Source organism: Segatella copri (genome assembly GCF_009495355.1).
Taxonomy (GTDB): domain Bacteria; phylum Bacteroidota; class Bacteroidia; order Bacteroidales; family Bacteroidaceae; genus Prevotella.
Genome location: NZ_VZAD01000076.1, coordinates 73,564 through 95,602, shown reverse-complemented (window position 1 = coordinate 95,602; position 22,039 = coordinate 73,564). Strand labels below are relative to the sequence as shown.

Sequence of the window (22,039 nt, the reverse complement as noted above, 5' to 3'; positions counted from 1 at the left end):
GTTGACTATCGCAAGCTACTTCGTTGGCGAACGAAGCCGGCTTTGTTTTTTCAGCTTGCCAGGAAATAAATGCCGGCCAAGATGGCAAGCACGATGACAGTTACTACTGTCTTGAACAAGCAGGTAGCAACTTTCTTCACTATCAGAAAGCCCACAATCAGCACGATGAGGGCCAAAACGTAATATTCAAAATGATTCATGTCTTTTCTTTAGATGTTATGATTTCAAAGCTCGGCGAAATTCTGGTGGGATAGGAGTTTCAAACTCCATGGGCTGATGCGTAACGGGATGATAGAAGCAAAGCACATAGGCATGAAGGCACAAGCGATGGCAAGGATCATCTCCATTTCCATATTTGATATCGCCACATACAGGATGTCCCATATCGGCAGTATGAACACGTATCTGGTTCTTACGCCCCGTCTCCAATTTAAATTCTACAAGAGAATAATCAGTTGAGCGCTGAAGCGTATGATAGTGAGTGACAGCATATTTGCCGCCATTGTCCGTATCACTGCTATAAGTAATATATGCCTTATTGTCCTTCAGCCAGTTGGCTACAGTTCCTTCATCTTCCTCCATCTCGCCCGACACCAAAGCCACATAACGGCGGTCGTATACGTTGTGATGCCAGTCATCCTCCAAGGCAAGTTCGGTCTGCTTGTCCTTGGCATAAATCATCAATCCGCTGGTATCACGGTCGAGTCGATGCACCACATGAGCCTGACAGTTCTGACGGGTTTTGTGGAAGTAGTCGTCGAGCACGGTCTTCACATTGAGCGATGAATGTCCTGCCGCCATACTCAGTATGCCGATCTGCTTTTCCACCACCACCAAATACCGGTCTTCGTAAACAATCTTGAGATACTTGCTCTTGAAGGTTTCCTGGTTCTTCTTCGACTTGCTGACGGCAATCTTCATGCCGGGTCTCAGAGGATAGTCGAACTTGGTGATCGTCTTGCCGTCCACACGGATGCCACGGCCTTGCAGTATCTGCTTGATTTTGGTCTTGCTCGAACTCTTGACGTTTTCCAACAGCCATTCCAACAGAGGCGCAGGCTTGCTGACCACATAATGGTCATACTCATTGGGGACTCCAAACCCTCCCCTGTCAGCGCGCTTCTGCCACTTATTGTTTTCTTGTCGCATATCAGTTGTAAATCGTTTTTGGTCTACAAATTTATGCCTTTTTGTTCGATTGACAAAAAATATCTATGTTTTTAACTAAATATTAAGTCCTTTTCATCACTAAATTTCTGATTTACAAATATTTTTTGTACCTTTGCATCCAAATTTGAAAATAACATACAATAAACTTTTAAGTTAATGATAACTGTAACCAATTTAGCGATACAATTTGGAAAGAGAGTCCTCTATAAGGACGTAAACCTCAAGTTCACTCACGGCAACATTTATGGTATTATTGGTGCCAACGGTGCCGGTAAGTCTACCTTCCTTCGCGCCATCAGCGGAGATCTGGAGCCCAACAAGGGAAGCGTGGAATTAGGACCAGGCGAGCGCCTCTCGGTATTGGAGCAGGACCACTTCAAATATGATGAGTTCCGCGTCATGGACACCGTTCTGATGGGTCACCAGCCTCTTTGGGAAAACATGAAGGAGCGCGAGCGCCTCTACTCTAAGGAAGAGATGACCGAGGAAGACGGCAACCGTGCAGCCGACTTGGAGTTGAAGTTTGCCGAGATGAACGGATGGGAGGCTGAGAGCAATGCTGCCCAGCTGCTTCAGAACCTTGGTGTACAGGAAGACAAGCACAACAAGCTCGTAGGCGAGCTTTCAAATACAGAGAAGGTACGTGTCATGCTGGCAAAAGCCCTCTTCGGAAACCCAGACAACCTGTTGCTCGATGAGCCTACCAATGACCTTGACCTCGACACCGTGGAATGGTTGGAGGAATATCTGAGCAACGTGGAGCAAACCGTATTGGTGGTTTCTCACGACCGTCACTTCCTCGATGCTGTGAGCACCCAGACCGTAGATATCGACTTCGGCAAGATAACCATGTTTGCCGGAAACTACTCTTTCTGGTACGAGAGTTCACAGTTGGCTCTGCGCCAGGCTCAGAACCAGAAGATGAAGGCTGAGGAAAAGAAAAAGCAGTTGGAAGAGTTCATCCGCCGATTCTCTGCCAACGTGGCTAAGAGTAAGCAGACCACATCCCGCAAGAAGATGCTCGAGAAGCTCAACGTCGAGGAGATTCGTCCTTCAAGCCGTAAGTACCCAGGCATCATCTTCCAGATGGACCGCGAGCCTGGCAACCAGATTCTTGAGGTGGAAGGCTTGAAAGCTGTCGATGAGGATGGAACAGTTCTCTTCGACAACGTAAACTTCAACATCGAGAAAGACGAGAAGGTGGTATTCCTCTCTCATAACCCCAAGGCCATGACCGCCCTCTTCGAAATCATCAATGGCAACAGAAAGGCTGACGCAGGAGAATACAAGTGGGGCGTAACCATCACAACAGCCTATCTCCCACTCGACAACACCGAATTCTTCCAGAGCGACATGAACCTGGTAGACTGGCTCAGCCAGTACGGTCCGGGCAACGAGGTGGCCATGAAGGGTTACTTAGGTCGTATGCTCTTCAGCGGCGAGGAGGTTTTGAAGAAGGTAAACGTGCTCTCGGGAGGCGAGAAGATGAGATGTATGATAGCTCGTATGCAGCTGCAGAACGCCAACTGTCTGATTCTCGACACACCTACCAACCATCTGGACCTGGAAAGCATTCAGGCTTTCAACAACAACCTGATAGGCTTCAAGGGAAATGTGCTATTCGCCAGCCACGACCACGAGTTCATCAACACGGTAGCCAACCGCATCATCGAGCTGACCCCATCGGGCACCATCGACAAGCTCATGTCGTACGATGAGTACATCTACGACGAGGCTATCAAGGAGCAGAAAGCCAAGATGTACAACGTATAAGAAACAACATGCCAACCCCACCATTTCGAAAGGAACAAGTAGGTTGGCATGTTTTTTGCAACACACGCCACAAAACGTGTTAAACAAAAAAAACAACATTCATTATGTCTAAAGAAAAAGAAATCAAGATAGATGATGCCAACGCCAACGAGAAGGTTGACGAGCAGCAGACAGAAAAGCAGGCAGAACAAGCTCAGACTGACAACCTGTCAGCCGAAGACGGTAAAGAGAAAGAGACCGAAGAACTTGATCCTCTCGCCAAGGCAGAACAGGAAGTAGAATCACTCAAAAAACAGTTGCTCTACAAGACTGCCGAATTTGAGAACTACCGCAAGCGCACCCTGAAGGAGAAAGCAGACCTCATCCTCAATGGCGGTGAGAAGACAATCGCTGCCATCCTGCCTATTCTGGACGACTTTGAACGTGCCATCGCCGACAAGAGCGAGGATCCTAAAGTCATCAAGGAAGGTGTGCAGATGATTTTCAATAAATTCAGCAAAGCCCTCGAAAGCCTTGGTGTCAAGAAGATCGAGACACAAGACAAAGATTTCGATGTAGACTATCACGAGGCTGTTGCCATGGTGCCCGGTATGGGCGATGACAAGAAAGGAAAGGTTATAGACTGCATCCAGACCGGCTACACACTCAACGACAAAGTAATACGCCACGCTAAAGTTGCCGTAGGACAATAGAACAAGAATAAATAAACATAAAGAATTCAACATTAGCAAATGGCTAAGAGAGACTATTACGAGGTGCTTGGCGTCGACAAGTCGGCATCCGACGATGAAATCAAGAAGGCTTACCGAAAGATAGCCATCAAATATCACCCTGACCGCAATCCTAACAATAAGGAGGCAGAGGAAAAGTTCAAGGAAGCCGCCGAGGCTTACGACGTACTGCGCGACCCTCAAAAGAGACAGCAGTATGACCAGTTTGGATTCAATGGTCCACAAGGTGGATTCGGAGGATTCGGAGGCGGCGCAGGCATGAACATGGACGACATCTTCTCTATGTTCGGCGATATCTTTGGCGGACATGGAGGTGGTGGCTTCGGCTTCGGAGGCAGCGCACAGCCACAAATGCACCAGGGAAGCGACCTGAGAATCAAGGTAAAACTCAATTTGAAGGAAGTTGCCAACGGTGTCACAAAAAAGTTCAAAGTTCATAAAGACCTGAAGTGCCCCGACTGCCAGGGTACAGGAAGTGAAGGTGGAGCCAAGCCCGAAACTTGCAACACTTGTCATGGAACAGGCTATACCATCAAGAGCGTTCGCTCCATCTTTGGCATGATGCAGACTCAAGCCGCCTGCCCTACCTGTCACGGAGAAGGCACTGTTATCAAAAACAAGTGTAAGACCTGTGGCGGCGATGGTGTTGTAAAAGGCGACGAGGTAGTGGAAATCAACATTCCTGCCGGAGTTCAGGACGGAATGGTACTCACCGTAGCAGGAAAGGGAAATGCCGGAAAGCGCAACGGATACCCCGGAGATATACAGGTCCTCATCAGCGAGGAAAGCAACGACACCTTTGAGCGCGACGGACAGAACCTCTACTACAACCTGGTTCTCGATTTTGCCACTGCTACTTTGGGAGGCGAGGTAGATGTTCCTACCATAGAGGGCAAGACCACTGTCAAGATTGAGCCTGGCACACAGCCTGGCAAGCAGATTCGCCTGCGCGGAAAAGGGCTGCCAGCCGTAAAAGGCTACGGATATGGCAAGGGAGACATCATCTGCAACGTAACCGTCTATGTCCCAAAGACACTTACCAAGGAAGAGAAAGAACTGATTAAGAAACTGAAGGACAGCGAGAACTTCAAGGCAGACAATGCTACGAAGAAGACGCTCTTCGACAGTTTGAAAAATCTGTTCAAGTAATTTTTCAAAATAAAACTAAGAGCAATCCTCTTCTCCAAAACAAGAAGAACAGGATTGCTCTTTATCATTAATGAAGACACACACCTATTATATATACACATATATGAACTACAAAGAAACGACAGAATATCTGTTTACGAGAACTCCCGTTTTCGAAAAGGTAGGCGCCACAGCATACAAACCCGGACTGCAAACCACACATGCCCTGGATGAGCACTTCGGTCATCCCCATCAGTATTTCAAAACCATCCATGTGGCAGGAACCAACGGCAAAGGCTCCTGCTCACACACCATTGCTGCCATCCTTCAGGCACAAGGATACAAAGTAGGACTCTACACCTCGCCACACCTGGTAGATTTTCGCGAGAGAATACGCATCAACGGCGAATGCATTCCCGAACAATATGTGGTAGACTTTGTAGAAGAGGAACGTTCCTTCTTCGAGCCCTTGCATCCATCCTTCTTTGAACTAACCACAGCCCTGGCTTTCAAGTATTTCAAAGAACAACAGGTAGACTATGCCGTCATAGAAGTGGGATTGGGAGGACGCCTCGACTGTACAAACATCATCACCCCCATCCTGTCTATCATCACAAACATCAGCTACGACCACACCCAGCTACTTGGCGACACCCTTGAGAAAATAGCTTTCGAGAAGGCTGGCATCATCAAGGAAGATGTGCCCGTAGTGATAGGAACCACCACCACAGAAACCCGTCCTGTGTTCGAAACCATAGGAAAGGAAAGAAAGGCGCCCGTCATCTTCTCAGAGGAATCTGCCTTCAGCAACGACACCGTTGCAACAACAGCGGAAGGTCGTCACGTGTTAGGCACCCATACTTTCGGACCTATAGAGATGGAACTCCGGGGAATCTATCAGGAAGAAAATGCAAGAACCATACTTTGCGCCATATCTATCCTGCTCGACAAAGGCATCGTCGGCAAAGAAGCCATCCTAAAAGGATTTGCCAACGTATGCGAGACGACAGGACTGCGCGGACGTTGGGAAAAACTGAACGACAAACCTCTTGTCATCTGCGATACAGGACACAACGTGGCTGGATGGAAATTTCTAAGCCAACAGATCGAAAAACAACCATGCACACACCGACATATCGTCTTCGGAATGGTGGACGACAAAGATGTGTCAAGTGTACTGGAGTTGCTTCCTAAAACAGACACAACCTACTACTGGACACAAGCCTCAACAAAGAGGGCTATACCCGTGGAAAAGCTATGCAAGATGGCACAGGAACATGATCTTGCTGGCAACACATATCTGTCTGTAAAAGAAGCATTTGAAGCAGCAAAAAGAGAAGCGAAGAATACCGACTTCATCTTCGTGGGAGGTTCGAGCTATGTGGTAGCCGATTTGCTGGCATAATATATTTTAGTTTTTTTAAATCAAATAAGTTGCAAAAAAATTTGTTGTAATCATTTTTTTTTATTTACTTTGCAGTATGTAACTTTAAAACATTCGAATAACTAAACAATTGGGATATTATGAATACAGAACCAGCAAATAAGTGCGGTCTGAAAAGAGAAGATTTTCAGACCACAGTCAATGGCAAGCAGACAGACTTGTTCGTACTGAAAAACAGTAACGGTAATGAGGTTGCCGTAACCAATTATGGAGGCGCCATTGTAGCCATCATGATGCCCGACAAGGACGGAAATTACGCCAATCTTATTCAAGGACATGACAACATACAGGATGTCATCAATTCTCCTGAGCCTTTCCTGAGCGTACTTATTGGCCGCTACGGAAACCGCATCAAGGATGGCAAGTTCACACTCCATGGCAAAGAATACCAGTTGGCTCGCAATGACGGTCCTAACCATCTTCATGGCGGTCCTACAGGATTTCATGCACACGTATGGGATGCCATGCAGGTAAGCAGCAATGCTGTAGTTCTCAAATATGCAAGTCCTTATGGCGAAGAAGGTTTTACCGGTGAGTTGAACGTATGGGTGGCTTATACTTTGACTGATGACGATGAGCTTGTCATCAAGTATCAGGCAACAACCAACAAGTTGACAATAGTCAACCTGACACACCACGCATTCTTCTCTATTCAGGGAATTGCCAACCCAACACCTACTATCGACAACATTATCTGTCAGGTAAACGCAGACTATTATCTCCCTATAGACAAGGTTTCTATCCCTACCGGCGAAATTCTCAAGGTAGAGGGTACTCCTTTCGATTTCCGTACTCCAAAGACCATAGGTCAGGACATCGATGCCGACAACGAACAGATAAAGAACGGACAGGGCTACGACCACAACTTCGTTCTCAATAAGAAAGAGGAAGGCGAGTTGAGTTTCGCAGCAAAGATCAAGGATCCTGTCAGTTGCCGCACAATGGAGGTTTACACCACCGAACCAGGCTTGCAGATGTATACAGGCAACTTCCTGGCAGGTATCTCTGGTCAGCATGGCGCCACATTCCCACGCCGCAGCGCTGTTTGCTTCGAGGCACAGAAGTTCCCTGACACACCTAACCATCCATACTTCCCAAGTTGCCGCTTGAAACCAGGCGACACCTACACACAGAAAACTATTTATAAGTTTGGGGTAGAGAAATAACACCTTATTATATATATGGAGCAGGTACTCGAAAAGCGCCTGCTCCATTTTCTCGTTTGAAAAAAGCAACCACATTTCCTAAAGAAAATCATATTCTTGAATAACATTCTTAATATAGATTATAATAGAGAGCTGTATTCTTTTTTACGATGAGAACAAACCCGGAATAATTAAATAATAACAATATCAACTATCAAACAATTAAAAATGGAAAGCCAAAACAAAAATGGTAATATCATCGCCATCATCACGATGATGTTTCTTTACGCTATGATTTCGTTTGTAACGAACCTGGCAGCTCCTATCGGAGTCATCTGGAAAAATGTATTCGCCGACAGCGGTAGTGCCAACATGATAGGTATGTTGGGTAATGCCATGAACTTCTTAGCTTATCTCTTCATGGGTATACCCGCAGGCAAGTTGCTCACCAAGATTGGTTACAAGAAGACTGCCCTCACCGGTATTGCTACTGGTTTTGTAGGCGTATTCATCCAGTTCATTTCTGGTAAGTTCGGTGCCGATATCTCTGGTTTCGCCGTTTACCTCTTCGGAGCGTTCATCTCTGGTTTCGCTGTATGTATTCTGAATACAGTAGTAAATCCTATGCTGAACCTTCTCGGTGGCGGTGGCAATCGTGGTAACCAGTTGAACCTCATAGGAGGTACGCTCAACAGCTTGTCTGGTACTTTAACTCCTATGCTCGTAGGTGCACTTATCGGAACCGTAACAGCTAACACAAAGATAGTAGACGTAAATCTGGTACTTTACATCGCCCTTGCTGTATTCGCAGCAGCCTTCTTCATCTTGATCTTCATTCCTATTCAGGATCCAGAGATGGGCAAGACTACAGACAAGACTGTATTCGAGCACTCACCTTGGGCATTCCGTCACTTCAACCTTGGTGTTCTCGCCATCTTCGTATATGTAGGCGTTGAAGTAGGTATTCCTGGTACATTGAATTTCTACATCTCTGACACTACAGCCAATGGCGGTGGTTTGATCAACGGAGTCGTATTGGCTAATGCTGCCGCTATCGGTGGATTCGTAGCAGGTACCTACTGGCTCTTGATGTTGGTAGGCCGTCTCTGCTCAAGCTTTATCGCTGATAAAGTATCAAGTCGCCAGATGATGATTTTTGCCAATGGTGCTGGCATCATTTTCATCCTTCTCGCAGTTCTTTTGGGTAAGTCTACCACGGTAGAAATGCCTGTATTCACTGGTACTTCCTTCCAGATGGTAACCGTACCTATTGCTGCCATGTTCCTGGTTCTCTGCGGTCTCTGCACATCCATCATGTGGGCATCTATCTTCAATCTTGCTACCGAGGGTCTTGGCAAATATACCGCCCAGGCTTCTGGTATCTTCATGATGATGGTAGTAGGTGGTGGATTAATTCCATTGGTACAGAACTTCATCGCTGATAATGGAGGCTATATGACAAGTTATATTGTGCCTCTCATCTGTATGGCATACATGCTGTTCTATGCTGTAGCTGGCTGCAAGAATGTCAACAAGGATATTCCTGTAGAATAAAAACTACGAAATATGATAGCCCTGAGGTTTTTAATGCCTTAGGGCTTTTATATAACCGACAAATCTTTAATGAACAACTAAAAAAACTTAACTGATTATGGATATTGAAAAAGTAAGAAGCCGCTTCATTAAGCATTTCGACGGCAAAACTGGAAACATTTATATGTCACCAGGTCGTATCAACCTGATTGGTGAGCATACTGATTATAATGGAGGATTCGTTTTCCCCGGTGCAGTAGACAAAGGTATCATGGCTGAAATCCGTCCTAACGGAACTAACACTGTCATGCTCTACTCTATCGACTTGAAGGACCGTGTGGAGTTCAAGGTAGACGACCCTGAGGGTCCACGTGCTTCATGGGCACGCTATATCTATGGTGTATGTCAGGAAATGAAGGCTTTGGGCGTAGATGTGAAAGGCTTCAATGCGGCCTTCTATGGTGATGTGCCTCTCGGTGCTGGTATGTCTTCTTCTGCTGCTCTTGAGAGTTGTTTCGCCTTTGCCTTGAACGACTTGTTTGGTGACAACAAGATTTCTAAGTGGGATCTAGTCTTGGCAGGTCAGGCTACAGAACATAAATATGTAGGTGTCAACTGCGGTATCATGGACCAGTTTGCCAGCGTATTCGGAAAGGAAGGCAAACTCATGCGTCTCGACTGCAATAGCCGCGAATTTGAGTACTTCCCATTCGAACCAAAGGGCTACAAACTCTGTCTGGTCAACTCTAAGGTAAAACACGAGTTGGCGGGGTCACCATACAACGATCGTCGTAACTCTTGCGAGAACGTGGTAAAGCATATTGCTGCCAAACATCCTGAAGCCAAGTTTGAGACCTTGCGCGACTGCACATGGGAACAACTTGAAGAGGTCCGTGCAGAAGTGGGCGAAGAAGACTACAGCCGTGCTCATTTCGTATTGGGCGAGAAAGACCGCGTACTGGCAGTATGCGATGCTCTTGAGAAAGGTGACTACGAAACTGTTGGTCAGAAGATGTACGAGACACACTATGGTCTGAGCAAGGAATACGAGGTTAGTTGTGAGGAACTTGACTTCCTGAATGACGTAGCCAAAGAGAATGGTGTAACAGGCTGCCGTATTATGGGTGGTGGCTTCGGAGGCTGTACCATCAACCTTGTAAAGGATGACATCTACGATAAGTTCATTGCAGATACAAAAGCTAAATTTGCAGCCAAATATGGTCATGAACCTGAAGTTTATCCTGTCATCATCTCTGAAGGATCACACAAGGTATGCTAACAACAACTACTTTTCAAATAAATACATTATTATATATAGCGACTATATCAAGATTTTATAATTAACGATTATATCACTCAAATAAGAGCAAGTTCTTTAATAAGACAAGGACTTGCTCTTTTATTTTATACAAATAGTGTTAAAGACACACTTTACCTGAAAAATACTTTAGCAAAAATGCTACAACTTTAAAATAATTAATGTAATTTTACACCCAAGACAAAATGACAACTAATACAGTACCTTAAAATGTCGTGTAGTATCACTCAGTGTGCCAGACAAGAATTCCATAGAATCATAACATATTATTATAAACATGACTCAATTTTATAAAGAATATACTAAAATCTTCGTCGCTGTTGACTGCATCATCTTCGGTTTTGACGGAAAGAACATTCAAGTATTGATAGGTAAACGCAAGATGGACCCAGGAAGAGACGAATGGTCCCTCTATGGTGGATTCGTAGGACAACACGAAAGCCTCGAAGAAGCTGCCAATCGTGTCATTCTCGACCTGACAGGTATGAAAAACCTATACATCAGACAGGTTGGAGCATTCGGCAATATAGACCGTGACCCGGGCGAACGAGTTATATCGGTTGCCTATTGTACCCTCATCAATGTGGTAGACTATGACGACAAGCTCAGAGAACAACATGGTTTGGAATGGGTAAGCCTTAAAGACTTGCCCCAGCTCTACTCCGACCACAACCAGATGATACAAGATGCCATCAGCCAGATACGCCGACGCATCAACACAGAACCTTTGAGTTTCAAACTTCTGCCCAATCTGTTTACCCTCACCCAACTGCAACATGTTTTCGAGGCGGTGATGGACGAAGAGATTGACAAGCGCAACTTCCGTAAACGTATCAAGGATATCGACTTCATAGAAAAGACCGAACTGATAGACAAAGCTGGCTCACGACGCGGAGCTGCTCTCTATCGCTTCAACAAGAAAGCTTACGCACAGAATCCTTCGTTTAAACTCAAGTAAACCTTTATTTGCTTGGATAAAAAGAGAAGTGTCTAAACTCCTTAACCCAACTCCCTAACTCAACAATTTACGATATTTCAATAAAAAAACATAAGAAACGATGTTAGAAGAATTAAAAGAAAAAGTATTCAAGGCCAATCTTGACCTTGTGAAGCATCACCTCGTTCTCTTCACCTGGGGCAATGTGAGCGCAATCGACCGCGAGAAAGGTCTTGTTGTCATCAAACCATCAGGAGTGAGTTACGAAACAATGAAGGCAAGCGACATGGTGGTAGTTGACTTAGCCACAGGAAAGGTAGTGGAAGGCGATCTCAACCCTTCATCCGATACTCCTACCCACCTGGTATTATATCGTGCTTTCCCTGAATTGGGAGGTGTCGTACACACCCACTCCACCTATGCCACAGCCTGGGCTCAGGCAGGTTTGGACCTCCCTAATATCGGCACCACTCATGCCGACTATTTTCACGACTGCATACCTTGCACCGACGATATGACTGCCGACCAGATGGCAGAATACGAACACAATACAGGAGTGGTTATTGTAGACCGCTTCAAGAAGGGAAACATCAATCCTGTTCATACCCCAGGCGTATTGGTAAAGAACCATGGTCCTTTCACTTGGGGCAAGGATGCCGACGAGGCTGTTTATCATGCAGTAGTGGCAGAACAGGTTGCCAAGATGGCGTTCATCTCTTTCACGATAAACAAGAATACCACCATGAACCCTCTGCTCGTAGAGAAGCACTTCAGCCGCAAACATGGTCCCAATGCATACTACGGACAGAAAAAGAAGCATTAATTAGACGTGGCGGGCTTCGACAAATACATCGAGACCTATAAGGCAGGACTGGCTATCGAGCAGGCAGCAGTAGCCAACAAGAAACCATAATCCTGAATTCGTATCAAAGACCTAATAAACTAAACAACACCCTCAAAACGTCAAGCCTACAGTATTCAAGGATGCCAAAATAAGTAAAAAAGCGCTAAAAGTGAAAATTCCGGCAAAATCTATTGTTGTTTTAAAAATAAAATAGTATATTTGTGGAAAAATTCAAAATCACAAGTAAGACCATACAAAATATTTAATACAATTTGTGTTTATGAACGACATTAAAGTTATGAATCATGCAGCCGATAATATCCGTATTCTGGCTGCTTCTATGGTAGAAAAAGCTAACTCTGGTCACCCAGGTGGTGCTATGGGTGGTGCAGACTTCATCAACGTACTCTTCTCTGAGTTCTTGGTATACGACCCATCAGACCCAACATGGACAGGCCGCGACCGTTTCTTCCTCGATCCTGGTCACATGAGCCCTATGCTCTATGCAGGTTTGGCCATGCGTGGCTTCTTTACCTTGGACGACCTCCAGCAGTTCCGTCAGTGGGGTTCTGTAACTCCAGGACATCCAGAGCTCGATGTAGCTCGTGGCATTGAGAACTCAAGCGGTCCATTGGGTCAGGGACATGCCATTGCAGCTGGTGCTGCCGTAGCCGAGAAGTTCCTTGAGGCACGTTTGGGCTCTACCATGATGCAGCACAAAATCTATGCATACATCTCTGATGGTGCCGTAGAGGAGGAAATCTCTCAGGGTGTTGGCCGTATTGCAGGCAACCTGGGTTTGAACAACCTCATCATGTTCTACGACTCCAACGATATCCAGCTCTCTACAGAGTGTGGCGTTGTGATGACCGAAAACACCGAGATGAAGTATCAGGCATGGGGATGGAATGTCATCAAGATTAATGGCAACGACGTAGCTCAGATTCGTGAAGCCCTCACAGCAGCTCAGCAGGAGCAGGAGCGTCCTACCCTTATCATTGGTAAAACCGTGATGGGCAAGGGAGCCTTGCGTGCCGATGGTACAAGCTATGAGGCTTGCATCAATACTCATGGCGCTCCTCTCGGTGGAGATGCCTATACCAATACTATCAAGCACCTCGGTGGAGACCCAGAGAATCCATTCGTTATCTTCGACGATGTAAAAGAACTCTACGCCAAGCGTGCCGAGGAGTTGAAGAAGATTGTTGCCGAGCGTAAGGCTGCCGAGGCAGAATGGCGCAAGGCCAACCCTGAGAAGAGCGCCCAGATGGATGAGTGGTTCTCTGGCAAGGCTCCAAAGGTAGACTGGAGCAAGATAGAACAGAAGGCAGGTTCTGCCACCCGTGCAGCATCTGCTGCTTGTTTGGGTGTTTTGGCAGAACAGGTTCCTAACATGATCTGCGCTTCTGCCGACCTCTCTAACTCCGACAAGACCGACGGCTTCCTCAAGAAGACCAAGAGCATGGTACGTGGTGACTTCTCTGGAGCATTCTTCCAGGCTGGTGTAGCCGAGCTTACCATGGCAGATATGTGTATCGGTATGATGCTTCACGGTGGCGTGATAGCAGCAATGGGTACATTCTTTGTATTCTCCGACTATATGAAACCAGCTATTCGTATCGCAGCCTTGATGCAGGTTCCTGTCAAGTTCATCTGGACTCACGATGCATTCCGTGTGGGTGAGGACGGACCTACCCACGAGCCTGTAGAGCAGGAAGCACAGATTCGCTTGATGGAAAAGTTGAAGAACCATGCCGGCAAGGACAGTGTACGCGTATTCCGCCCAGCTGATGCCGACGAGACAACTGTTTGCTGGAAGCTCGCTATGGAGAACATCGATACTCCTACAGCGCTCATCTTCTCTCGCCAGGGCATAGCCAAACTGCCAGAGGGCAACGACTACGAGCAGGCAGCCAAGGGTGCCTATATCGTGGCTGGCAGCGACGAGAATCCAGATGTTATCCTCGTAGCAAGCGGTTCTGAGGTTTCTACATTGGAGGCTGGTACCGAGGCTTTGCGCAAGGACGGTATCAAGGTACGCGTGGTAAGTGCTCCTTCAGAGGGCTTGTTCCGCAGCCAGAGCAAGGAATATCAGGAGAGCGTATTGCCTAAGAACGCCAAAATCTTCGGTATGACAGCAGGTTTGCCCGTCACACTCGAGGGACTGGTAGGTGCCAACGGCAAGGTATTCGGCTTGGAGAGCTTTGGCTTCTCTGCCCCATACAAGGTGCTCGATGAGAAATTGGGATATACAGGCGAGAATGTTTACAAGCAAGTGAAGGCATTCTTGGCAGAGTAAATAACTTAAAACGTAATGATTATGGAAGTAAAGACAGTAGGATTGGCCAGCGACCACGCAGGTTTTCCAATGAAGCAATTCGTTTTGCAGTATTTAGAAAAGAAGGGTTATCCTGTTAAGGATTATGGCACATATAGCGACGAAAGCGTAGACTATCCTGATTTTGCCCATGCTCTGGCAGAAGGCATTGAGAATGGAGATGTCTATCCTGGTATCGGTATCTGCGGCAGCGGTGAAGGTATGGCTATGACTCTTAACAAACACCAAGGTGTACGTGCGGGCTTGGCTTGGAACAAGGATATCGCCCAACTTATCCGCCAGCACAATGATGCCAATGTCATCGTGCTTCCTGGACGTTTCATTGACAACAAGACTGCCGAGGCTATCCTCGACGAGTTCTTCAAAGCTACCTTTGAGGGTGGCCGTCACGAGCGTCGCGTCAAGAAGATACCTCTGCAGAAATAACCTCTGAACAGAGAAATGAATTTAGAAAATGATGTATGAGTCACATGGTGGCTTATGCATCATTTTTTTGTTTATCATCCCTTCGAGGAACAGCTCCTGTTGCCAGACTTTTTTACAAGTTTACTATCAACCCATAACATTATCATGACAACAGCATATACGCCATCAAAATCTTGTGCAAAAAGTTGGAACTTATAAAAAGATTTTGTAACTTTGCGCCAAAACAATATAATAACGATTAATTATATGAGAAAAAAATTACTACGTTTGTCACTTGCTTTCTTGGTAAGTGTAATGCCGGCACTCCCTATGCTGGCACAGATTCCCGAAGGCTATTACAGTTCACTCAAAGGCAAAAAAGGCGCTGAACTGAAGACGGCTATATGGAAGATCATCAAAAATGCCAAAGTACTTGAGTATGGTTCTGGCGACCAATGTACGTGGTGGGGATTCTATGTTACTGATGTTACTGATGACGGCTATTGCATAGACCGATATTCACCCAGAAATAGTTGGCAGAAATACGGCAGACGCGGTTCCAGTATCAGTGGTATGAATATAGAACACTCTTTTGCTCAAAGCTGGTGGGGAAAAACAAATTGTAATCTTAAAAAAGACTTATTCAATATCATGCCTTGCGAGTCAAAGATAAACTCCAGCAAAGGCAATAGAGGCATGGGCATCGTTACTAAAGTAACAAACACGAATGGCGCTACGAAAGTAGGAAGTGGCGCCAACGGATTAAGTTTGTGGGAGCCTGCCGACGAATGGAAAGGAGACTTTGCCCGTGGTTATATGTACATCGTAACGGCTTATGAAGACTACGCCAACAAGTGGCAGTCTGAAGGATCAAACTCTCTATACAACAACACCTACCCCACTCTTAAAGAATGGGCATACAAGCTCTATATCCAGTGGGCTAAAGCCGACAAGCCTAACGCTGTAGAAATTAAGCGCAACAATGATGTAGCTAAGATTCAGGGAAACCGAAATCCTTACGTTGACTTCCCTAACTTGATGGAATATGTATGGGGCGACAGCACCAACATAGCCTTCAATCCTGAGACTACCGTCAAATCTTCAAGTTACGTGAATGGAGATGGCGGAGGTGGAGGTTCTGTCGACCCAGACCCCAACCCTGACGCTACCGAGGTGAATGTCTATCAAGCCACCTTCACCTCAAATGATGGCGGATGCAAGGAGAGCATCATCAGCAATGACAGTCCTTATGACAATATATGGACACGCAACGCTAAATATGGCTGGAAAGCAACAGCCTACAACTCAGACAATAAGAGCAACCATGCTGCAGAAGCAACACTCACATTGCCAGAGGTTGACCTGACAGGCTATGACGACGCCAAACTTACCATCAATCAGGCTATCAACTTTGCCAAAGGTAAGGCTCTGGAATATCTCAAAGTAGAATTAAAATCTGTAGATACTTCAGACGGAACTGTGGAAGAGACCCCATTGACCGACTTTGCTGTTCCTTCTGAAGACAGCTGGACTTACTATGATTACACCCTCGACCTGTCACACTTTGTAGGAACCAAGGCAACAATATCGTTCCGTTACAAGAGCGATACGAATATGTGCTGCACCTGGGAAATCAAGAAGGCCACCATCACAGGAACCAAGAATTCGACAGGCATTAAGGAAACGACAACAGAGCCAAAAGACTTCATCGACTTCTCTAAGCCTTACGATGTTTACAGCATCGACGGAAGAAAGTTGACTCCTTCGCAGACCAATGCCAACAGCATCGTCATCATACGCCAAAACAGCAAGGTGATAAAGATGAGAATCAGATAAACTCGATGCTAAGGACAGCTACACCTTATTATATATTAAGGTATAAAGGCTAAAAGAACCACAAGGCTCCATACAAGAAGTTAAAAAAACATAAAGCGACAACAATATCGGGCGCAAGATTACTCTAATTCACAGAAAATGAGTAATTTTGCGCCCGATTTATATATATTCACATAAAGTCTAACTTTATTAATTTAAAATTTAATTATTATTTTTATGTCAGATTTAAAGAACGTAAAGCCATTGGACGACTTCAATTGGGACGAGTTCGAGAATGGCGGCAACGCAAACGTCAGCAAAGAGGACCTCGAGAAGGCCTATGACGAAACCCTTAACAAGGTAAGCGAGCACCAGGTAGTAGAAGGTACAGTTATCGCTGCCGACAAGAAGGAAGTTATCGTAAACATCGGTTACAAGAGCGACGGTATCATCCCAGCTTCTGAGTTCCGTTACAACCCAGACCTCAAGGTAGGCGACAAGGTTGAGGTTTACGTAGAGAACCAGGAGGACGCTAAGGGTCAGTTGGTACTTTCTCACAAGAAGGCTCGCTTGAGCAAGTCTTGGGAGCGTGTTAACGCAGCTCTCGACAACGAGGAGGTTATCCAGGGTTACATCAAGTGCCGCACTAAGGGTGGTATGATTGTTGACGTTTTCGGTATCGAAGCTTTCTTGCCAGGAAGCCAGATCGACGTTCACCCTATACGCGACTACGACGTATTCGTAGGCAAGACAATGGAGTTCAAGGTTGTAAAGATCAACCAGGAGTTCCGCAACGTTGTTGTTTCTCACAAGGCTCTTATCGAGCAGGAGTTGGAGGCACAGCGTAAAGAGATCATCAGCAAGCTCGAGAAGGGTCAGATCCTCGAAGGTACCGTTAAGAACATCACTTCTTACGGTGTATTCGTTGACCTCGGTGGCGTAGACGGATTGATCCACATCACAGACCTCTCTTGGGGCCGCGTAAGCGATCCACACGAGGTTGTAGCTCTCGACCAGAAGATCAACGTTGTTATCCTCGACTTCGATGAGGAGAAGAAGCGTATCGCTCTTGGTCTGAAGCAGCTCACTCCACATCCATGGGATGCTCTCGATGCTAACCTGAAGGTGGGCGACCACGTGAAGGGTAAGGTAGTCGTTATGGCTGACTACGGTGCATTCGTAGAGATCGCTCCTGGTGTAGAGGGTCTTATCCACGTATCTGAGATGTCTTGGAGCCAGCACTTGCGTTCAGCTCAGGACTTCATGAAGGTTGGCGACGAGGTAGAGGCAGTTATCTTGACTCTCGACCGCGCTGAGCGTAAGATGAGCTTGGGTATCAAGCAGCTGAAGGAAGACCCATGGGAGACAATCGAGGTGAAGTATCCTGTAGGCAGCAAGCACACAGCTAAGGTACGCAACTTCACTAACTTCGGTATCTTCGTAGAGCTCGAGGAAGGTGTTGATGGTTTGATCCACATCTCTGACCTCTCTTGGACCAAGAAGGTTAAACACCCATCTGAGTTCACAACAGTAGGTGCTCCTATCGACGTAGTAGTTCTCGAAATCGACAAGGAGAACCGTCGTTTGAGCCTCGGCCACAAGCAGTTGGAGAAGAACCCATGGGATGAGTATGAGGCAATCTACACTCCAGGTTCTGTACACAAGGGTACTATCACAGAGTTGATGGACAAGGGTGCCGTTATCACACTCGCTGAGGGTGGTGAAGGCTTCGCTACTCCAAAGCACCTCGTTAAGGAAGACGGCAGCCAGGCTAAGAAGGGCGAGGAGCTCGACTTCAAGGTAATCGAATTCGTTAAGGAGACTAAGCGTATCATCCTCTCTCACTCTCGTACATTCGAGGAGGGCAAGGACGATGTTAAGACAACAGCTCCACGCAAGCACAACAACGGTGGTGCACGCAAGAACGAGGCAGCAGCTATCAACAACGTAGCAGCTGGTACTTCTCTCGGTGACATCGATGCTCTTGCTAAGCTCAAGGCTCAGATGGAGGGCAAGGCTTAATCATCAGCCTGTCTTCTGCATAAGTTGAATCATAATAGATATCACTTATAAATACCAAGGACCGGTTCTCTTCCGAGAACTGGTCCTTTTTTTTATCCCAATCATATATTCATTCCTTTAAGGCTATTGACCATCACTTTCAATGCCGAAGAGAGTGATAAATTTCTCCAACTACTATAATTTCTGAACTTGCTAAAGTTCAATAGATACTATATAAATGTTTTCTTTTGCCTATAAAATCTCTGTTCAAAGACTTTGAATCTCCGTTCAGAGCCTTTGAATGTCCGTTCAGAGGCTTTGAATGTCCGTTCAAAGGCTTTGAACAGAGATTTCAATGTGGTTTAACGATTTTAGTTGAATAGTATTAAAATTACTACTTTGTGGCTATAGGGTGTGCAGAGTAGTTACCTTTTTCCTTTAAACATCCTTTTTCCTTTAAACAAGAATCTTGTTATCCTTTTGATTATCAAACATATAATAAACTCCTATTTTATGAACGTTTTTACGCTAAATGCATCTTTTTCTTTAAAAACATTTGCACAATCTCAGTTTTTGTCGTAACTTTGCAGGCGAAAAATTTGGAACATAAATTTGAGAGAAATACAATTTTAGAATATGAAAAAGTTATATACAATAGTTTCACTGATGCTATCATCTCTTAGCATCATGGCCACAGATTTTAAAGATTGTTCTATGGCCATCAAATCCAACATCAGTACTAACATTGAGAAGAGTAATACTACTGTCTTTATTAATGGAAATACATTTTCTATCAATGGTTTGAAATACGACAACACTGACCTCGGCAATGTAGAACTTACCAATCTTCAGGTTATTAATGGCTATAGCGATGGCACCATGGTCTATGCCACCTCAGAGCCACAATATATCACTATTGGAGGAGAAAAGGTTGCTGCCAACTTCCGTGGTGAGGTACGCAACAGCAAATTCCGCGGCATTCTCAATTTGACAATCAATGGCAACAACTATATCGCCATGATTGGTGATAAAGCAGACGAGTTAGGACAGTTGCCAAATGCTGGGTTCGAGAACTTTCATGATGCGTCAGGTACAAAAGAACCTAACGGATGGCACTCCTTCAAGACTTGTACAGGCAGTCTAAGTGGTACTGCTGGCAAAGCTAACAATACCTTTATAGAGTCTAAAGAAAAGCATTCTGGTACTAATTGCGTGAAGGTACAATCAGACATATTAAGTGTTTTAGGTTTTATCAAACAACCAGCCAACGGAACCATGACGACAGGTCGCCTATATGCAGGTAGCACCACAGCCAACAATACTGCCAACAACTCAACGATGGACTTTGCTGCAACAGACAAAGATGGCAATGGAGATCCCTTCTACCCCATTTTCACCACCAAGCCAGATGCCATGACGGTATGGGTGAAGTTCAAAGGCAATGTCAAAGACTACCCTAACGCCACTGTGAAGGCAATTCTTGCAAATGACAAAGTACAAGATCCAGAAAAAGATGATTACAAGAAAAATGTCATTGCACGAGCAGCAAACGCGCAGATTAAGAGCAATAATTTTGCATGGCAGGAACTCAACATCCCATTTGAATACGCAAACAAAAATACCCCTAAGGGTGTGCTCGTAACGATTTCTACCAACGCAGAAGCAGGTAAGGCAAGTTCTGATAAGAAAAATCTGGATGTTATCTATGTAGACGATATCGCAATGATATACAACTCAGGTCTGAAATCAGCCCAGTATAAGAATACCAACCTCTCGTTTGCAAACAACAAAACTGCTATCGAGATTGAGGGTAAGGCAAACGAAGCAGACTTCAGCATCGCCTCAGACGGTGAGGGAGCATACATCAGCAAGGTTCTGAAAACCAACGAAAGCGAAACAGGAAAGTCAACCCTGTATATAACCATTACCTCTAACGATTTGCAGAAATCCAACTGTTTCGAGGTTGCCATCACAGATAAGACTGCTACAGGTATCTTCAACATCAAAAGCGACAGCAACGCTACATCATCTACCCTGTACAATCTTGCAGGACAGCAAGTTTCCAACAGCTACAAGGGCATTATCATTAAGAATGGTAAGAAGTACATCAACAAATAAGACACCATATACGTTTGAGAAGCAAGGGATGCAATTAGCTTTGCATCCCTTGTTCGATATAGGCATAAATTAACTTACTTTCATCTATAGTCCTCATTTTTGAGAAATTTTTAGAAAACATTTGGTTAGTAGCTTTTTTTATCGTAACTTTGCAGACGATATATTACAAGTTTAATTTATATGAGATTAATCAAATTAGCAGTAGCCTCCATGCTACTCAGCATATCGCTTACTTCTTGTTTCAAAGATGAGCCCGAGAATGCTGAGTGCGATATAGAACAGGCTTACATCACCACAGATGATTATAAAACCATGTTTTTCTATGCCTCTGATGCACAAGTAGATGTACCATCAGACGACAAAGAGATTCACTTTACCGTGCGCTCCAGTGCCGACCTGACAGCAATAGCTCCTCATTTCAAATTAACAGAAGGAGCTACCATCTCTCCAGAGAATGGCAGTGTACACGATTTTTCAGACCCTTCCAATCCTGTAGAGTACACGGTAACTTCTGAAAACGGAAAATGGAGCCGTACTTACAAGATATATTTTGACGTGTTGCAAGAAATAGAAGGAGCAAAAGTATGCGATTTCTCCAACTACAAGTTGAGCAATGACAGCAAATACTTCGTTTGGTACGATAAGGTAGACGGAAAGGAACTCCGCAACTGGGCAACAGGAAATCCTGGTTTTAAGATAAGCAACGGCAGCGCTAATTGGGACGAGTACCCAACAGTACCTACCTCAGACGGTGAAGAACATAAGAACTGTGTCAAGTTGACAACCCGTCGCACCAGTTCACTTGCCGACATGGTAAAAATGCCAATAGCAGCAGGCAACCTTTTCATAGGAACATTTGATGCCTCCAATGCACTCAAGGACGCAATGAAGGCCACACACTTTGGTCTGCCATTCAGTTTCAAGACCAAACCTGTCTACTTTAGCGGTTATTACAAATATCTTCCTGGAGAAAAGTTCACCAACCGCAGCATGAAGGAAATAAAAGACCGTATTGATGAAGGAACCATCTATGCTGTTTTATACGACAATCACGATAAGAATGGAAAGGCAGTCGTCCTGCATGGTGATGACGTGCAGACGAGTCCACAAATTGTAGCCATTGCCATCTTGCCAAACATCGGAAAGACAGAAGAATGGACATACTTCAATATCCCATTCAACTATAAGAAAAATATAGATGCCGAGAAGCTTACCAATGGCGGTTACAGTCTGGCCGTTGTATGCTCATCAAGTGTGGACGGAGCCATTTTCCAAGGAGCAATAGGCAGCACACTATGGGTAGACAAAATTATTGTAAAATGTGAAGATGCCAACTAAT

General features: G+C 45.3%; 17 protein-coding genes. 15 read left to right on the top strand and 2 right to left on the bottom strand.

The features are described from left to right. Positions 1 to 50 precede the first annotated feature (50 nt). A complete protein-coding gene (locus F7D20_RS10365) occupies positions 51 to 200 on the bottom strand; it encodes a sulfate transporter (RefSeq protein ID WP_158463970.1) in 150 nt (49 codons plus the stop codon). 16 nt (positions 201 to 216) lie between these two features. Beyond that, complete coding sequence (locus tag F7D20_RS10360; protein ID WP_022252764.1) at positions 217 to 1,149, bottom strand: RluA family pseudouridine synthase; 933 nt, start codon at positions 1,147 to 1,149, stop codon at positions 217 to 219. A gap of 177 nt (positions 1,150 to 1,326) precedes the next feature. Between F7D20_RS10360 and F7D20_RS10355 the strand changes: the two genes are divergently transcribed. The 15 genes from F7D20_RS10355 to F7D20_RS10285 all read left to right on the top strand — a co-directional run bounded on the left by F7D20_RS10355 (position 1,327) and on the right by F7D20_RS10285 (position 22,038). Then, positions 1,327 to 2,943 (top strand): ABC-F family ATP-binding cassette domain-containing protein, encoded by a 1,617-nt coding sequence (locus F7D20_RS10355; RefSeq protein WP_158463969.1) that lies wholly within the window; start codon positions 1,327 to 1,329, stop codon positions 2,941 to 2,943. A gap of 104 nt (positions 2,944 to 3,047) precedes the next feature. Beyond that, positions 3,048 to 3,635 (top strand): nucleotide exchange factor GrpE, encoded by a 588-nt coding sequence (locus F7D20_RS10350; RefSeq protein WP_158463968.1) that lies wholly within the window; start codon positions 3,048 to 3,050, stop codon positions 3,633 to 3,635. 39 nt (positions 3,636 to 3,674) lie between these two features. Then, positions 3,675 to 4,823, top strand: coding sequence for a molecular chaperone DnaJ (gene dnaJ / locus F7D20_RS10345; RefSeq protein ID WP_158463967.1), 1,149 nt, complete (start codon positions 3,675 to 3,677; stop codon positions 4,821 to 4,823). Between the two features lie 103 nt (positions 4,824 to 4,926). Then, on the top strand, positions 4,927 to 6,207 hold the full coding sequence (locus F7D20_RS10340; RefSeq protein WP_158463966.1) for a bifunctional folylpolyglutamate synthase/dihydrofolate synthase: 1,281 nt from the start codon (positions 4,927 to 4,929) through the stop codon (positions 6,205 to 6,207). 119 nt (positions 6,208 to 6,326) lie between these two features. Continuing rightward, positions 6,327 to 7,412, top strand: coding sequence for an aldose epimerase family protein (locus tag F7D20_RS10335; RefSeq protein ID WP_158463965.1), 1,086 nt, complete (start codon positions 6,327 to 6,329; stop codon positions 7,410 to 7,412). A gap of 207 nt (positions 7,413 to 7,619) precedes the next feature. Beyond that, positions 7,620 to 8,945, top strand: coding sequence for an MFS transporter (locus tag F7D20_RS10330; RefSeq protein WP_022252758.1), 1,326 nt, complete (start codon positions 7,620 to 7,622; stop codon positions 8,943 to 8,945). A gap of 97 nt (positions 8,946 to 9,042) precedes the next feature. Further along, the gene (galK, locus tag F7D20_RS10325) at positions 9,043 to 10,203 is read left to right on the top strand and encodes a galactokinase (RefSeq protein ID WP_022252757.1); all 1,161 of its coding nucleotides are present in this window, start codon (positions 9,043 to 9,045) and stop codon (positions 10,201 to 10,203) included. Between the two features lie 316 nt (positions 10,204 to 10,519). Then, positions 10,520 to 11,200 carry an NUDIX hydrolase gene (locus F7D20_RS10320; RefSeq protein ID WP_158463964.1) on the top strand — a complete coding sequence of 227 codons (681 nt, stop codon included), beginning with the start codon at positions 10,520 to 10,522 and terminating at the stop codon, positions 11,198 to 11,200. Between the two features lie 100 nt (positions 11,201 to 11,300). Continuing rightward, positions 11,301 to 12,002: an L-ribulose-5-phosphate 4-epimerase gene (locus F7D20_RS10315; protein WP_158463963.1), complete on the top strand. Its 702-nt coding sequence runs from the start codon at positions 11,301 to 11,303 to the stop codon at positions 12,000 to 12,002. 301 nt (positions 12,003 to 12,303) lie between these two features. Beyond that, entirely contained in the window at positions 12,304 to 14,322 is a 2,019-nt protein-coding gene (locus tag F7D20_RS10310; protein ID WP_158463962.1) for a transketolase family protein, read from the top strand. Positions 14,323 to 14,343: 21 nt separating this feature from the next. Then, positions 14,344 to 14,787: a ribose 5-phosphate isomerase B gene (gene rpiB / locus F7D20_RS10305; RefSeq protein ID WP_022252752.1), complete on the top strand. Its 444-nt coding sequence runs from the start codon at positions 14,344 to 14,346 to the stop codon at positions 14,785 to 14,787. 246 nt (positions 14,788 to 15,033) lie between these two features. Continuing rightward, positions 15,034 to 16,602, top strand: coding sequence for an endonuclease (locus tag F7D20_RS10300; RefSeq protein ID WP_158463961.1), 1,569 nt, complete (start codon positions 15,034 to 15,036; stop codon positions 16,600 to 16,602). Between the two features lie 216 nt (positions 16,603 to 16,818). Beyond that, entirely contained in the window at positions 16,819 to 18,603 is a 1,785-nt protein-coding gene (gene rpsA, locus F7D20_RS10295; protein WP_022252750.1) for a 30S ribosomal protein S1, read from the top strand. Between the two features lie 615 nt (positions 18,604 to 19,218). Continuing rightward, the gene (locus F7D20_RS10290; protein WP_158463960.1) at positions 19,219 to 20,700 is read left to right on the top strand and encodes a hypothetical protein; all 1,482 of its coding nucleotides are present in this window, start codon (positions 19,219 to 19,221) and stop codon (positions 20,698 to 20,700) included. A 180-nt stretch (positions 20,701 to 20,880) separates the two neighbouring features. Then, positions 20,881 to 22,038 (top strand): PCMD domain-containing protein, encoded by a 1,158-nt coding sequence (locus F7D20_RS10285; RefSeq protein WP_158463959.1) that lies wholly within the window; start codon positions 20,881 to 20,883, stop codon positions 22,036 to 22,038. Position 22,039 lies beyond the last annotated feature (1 nt).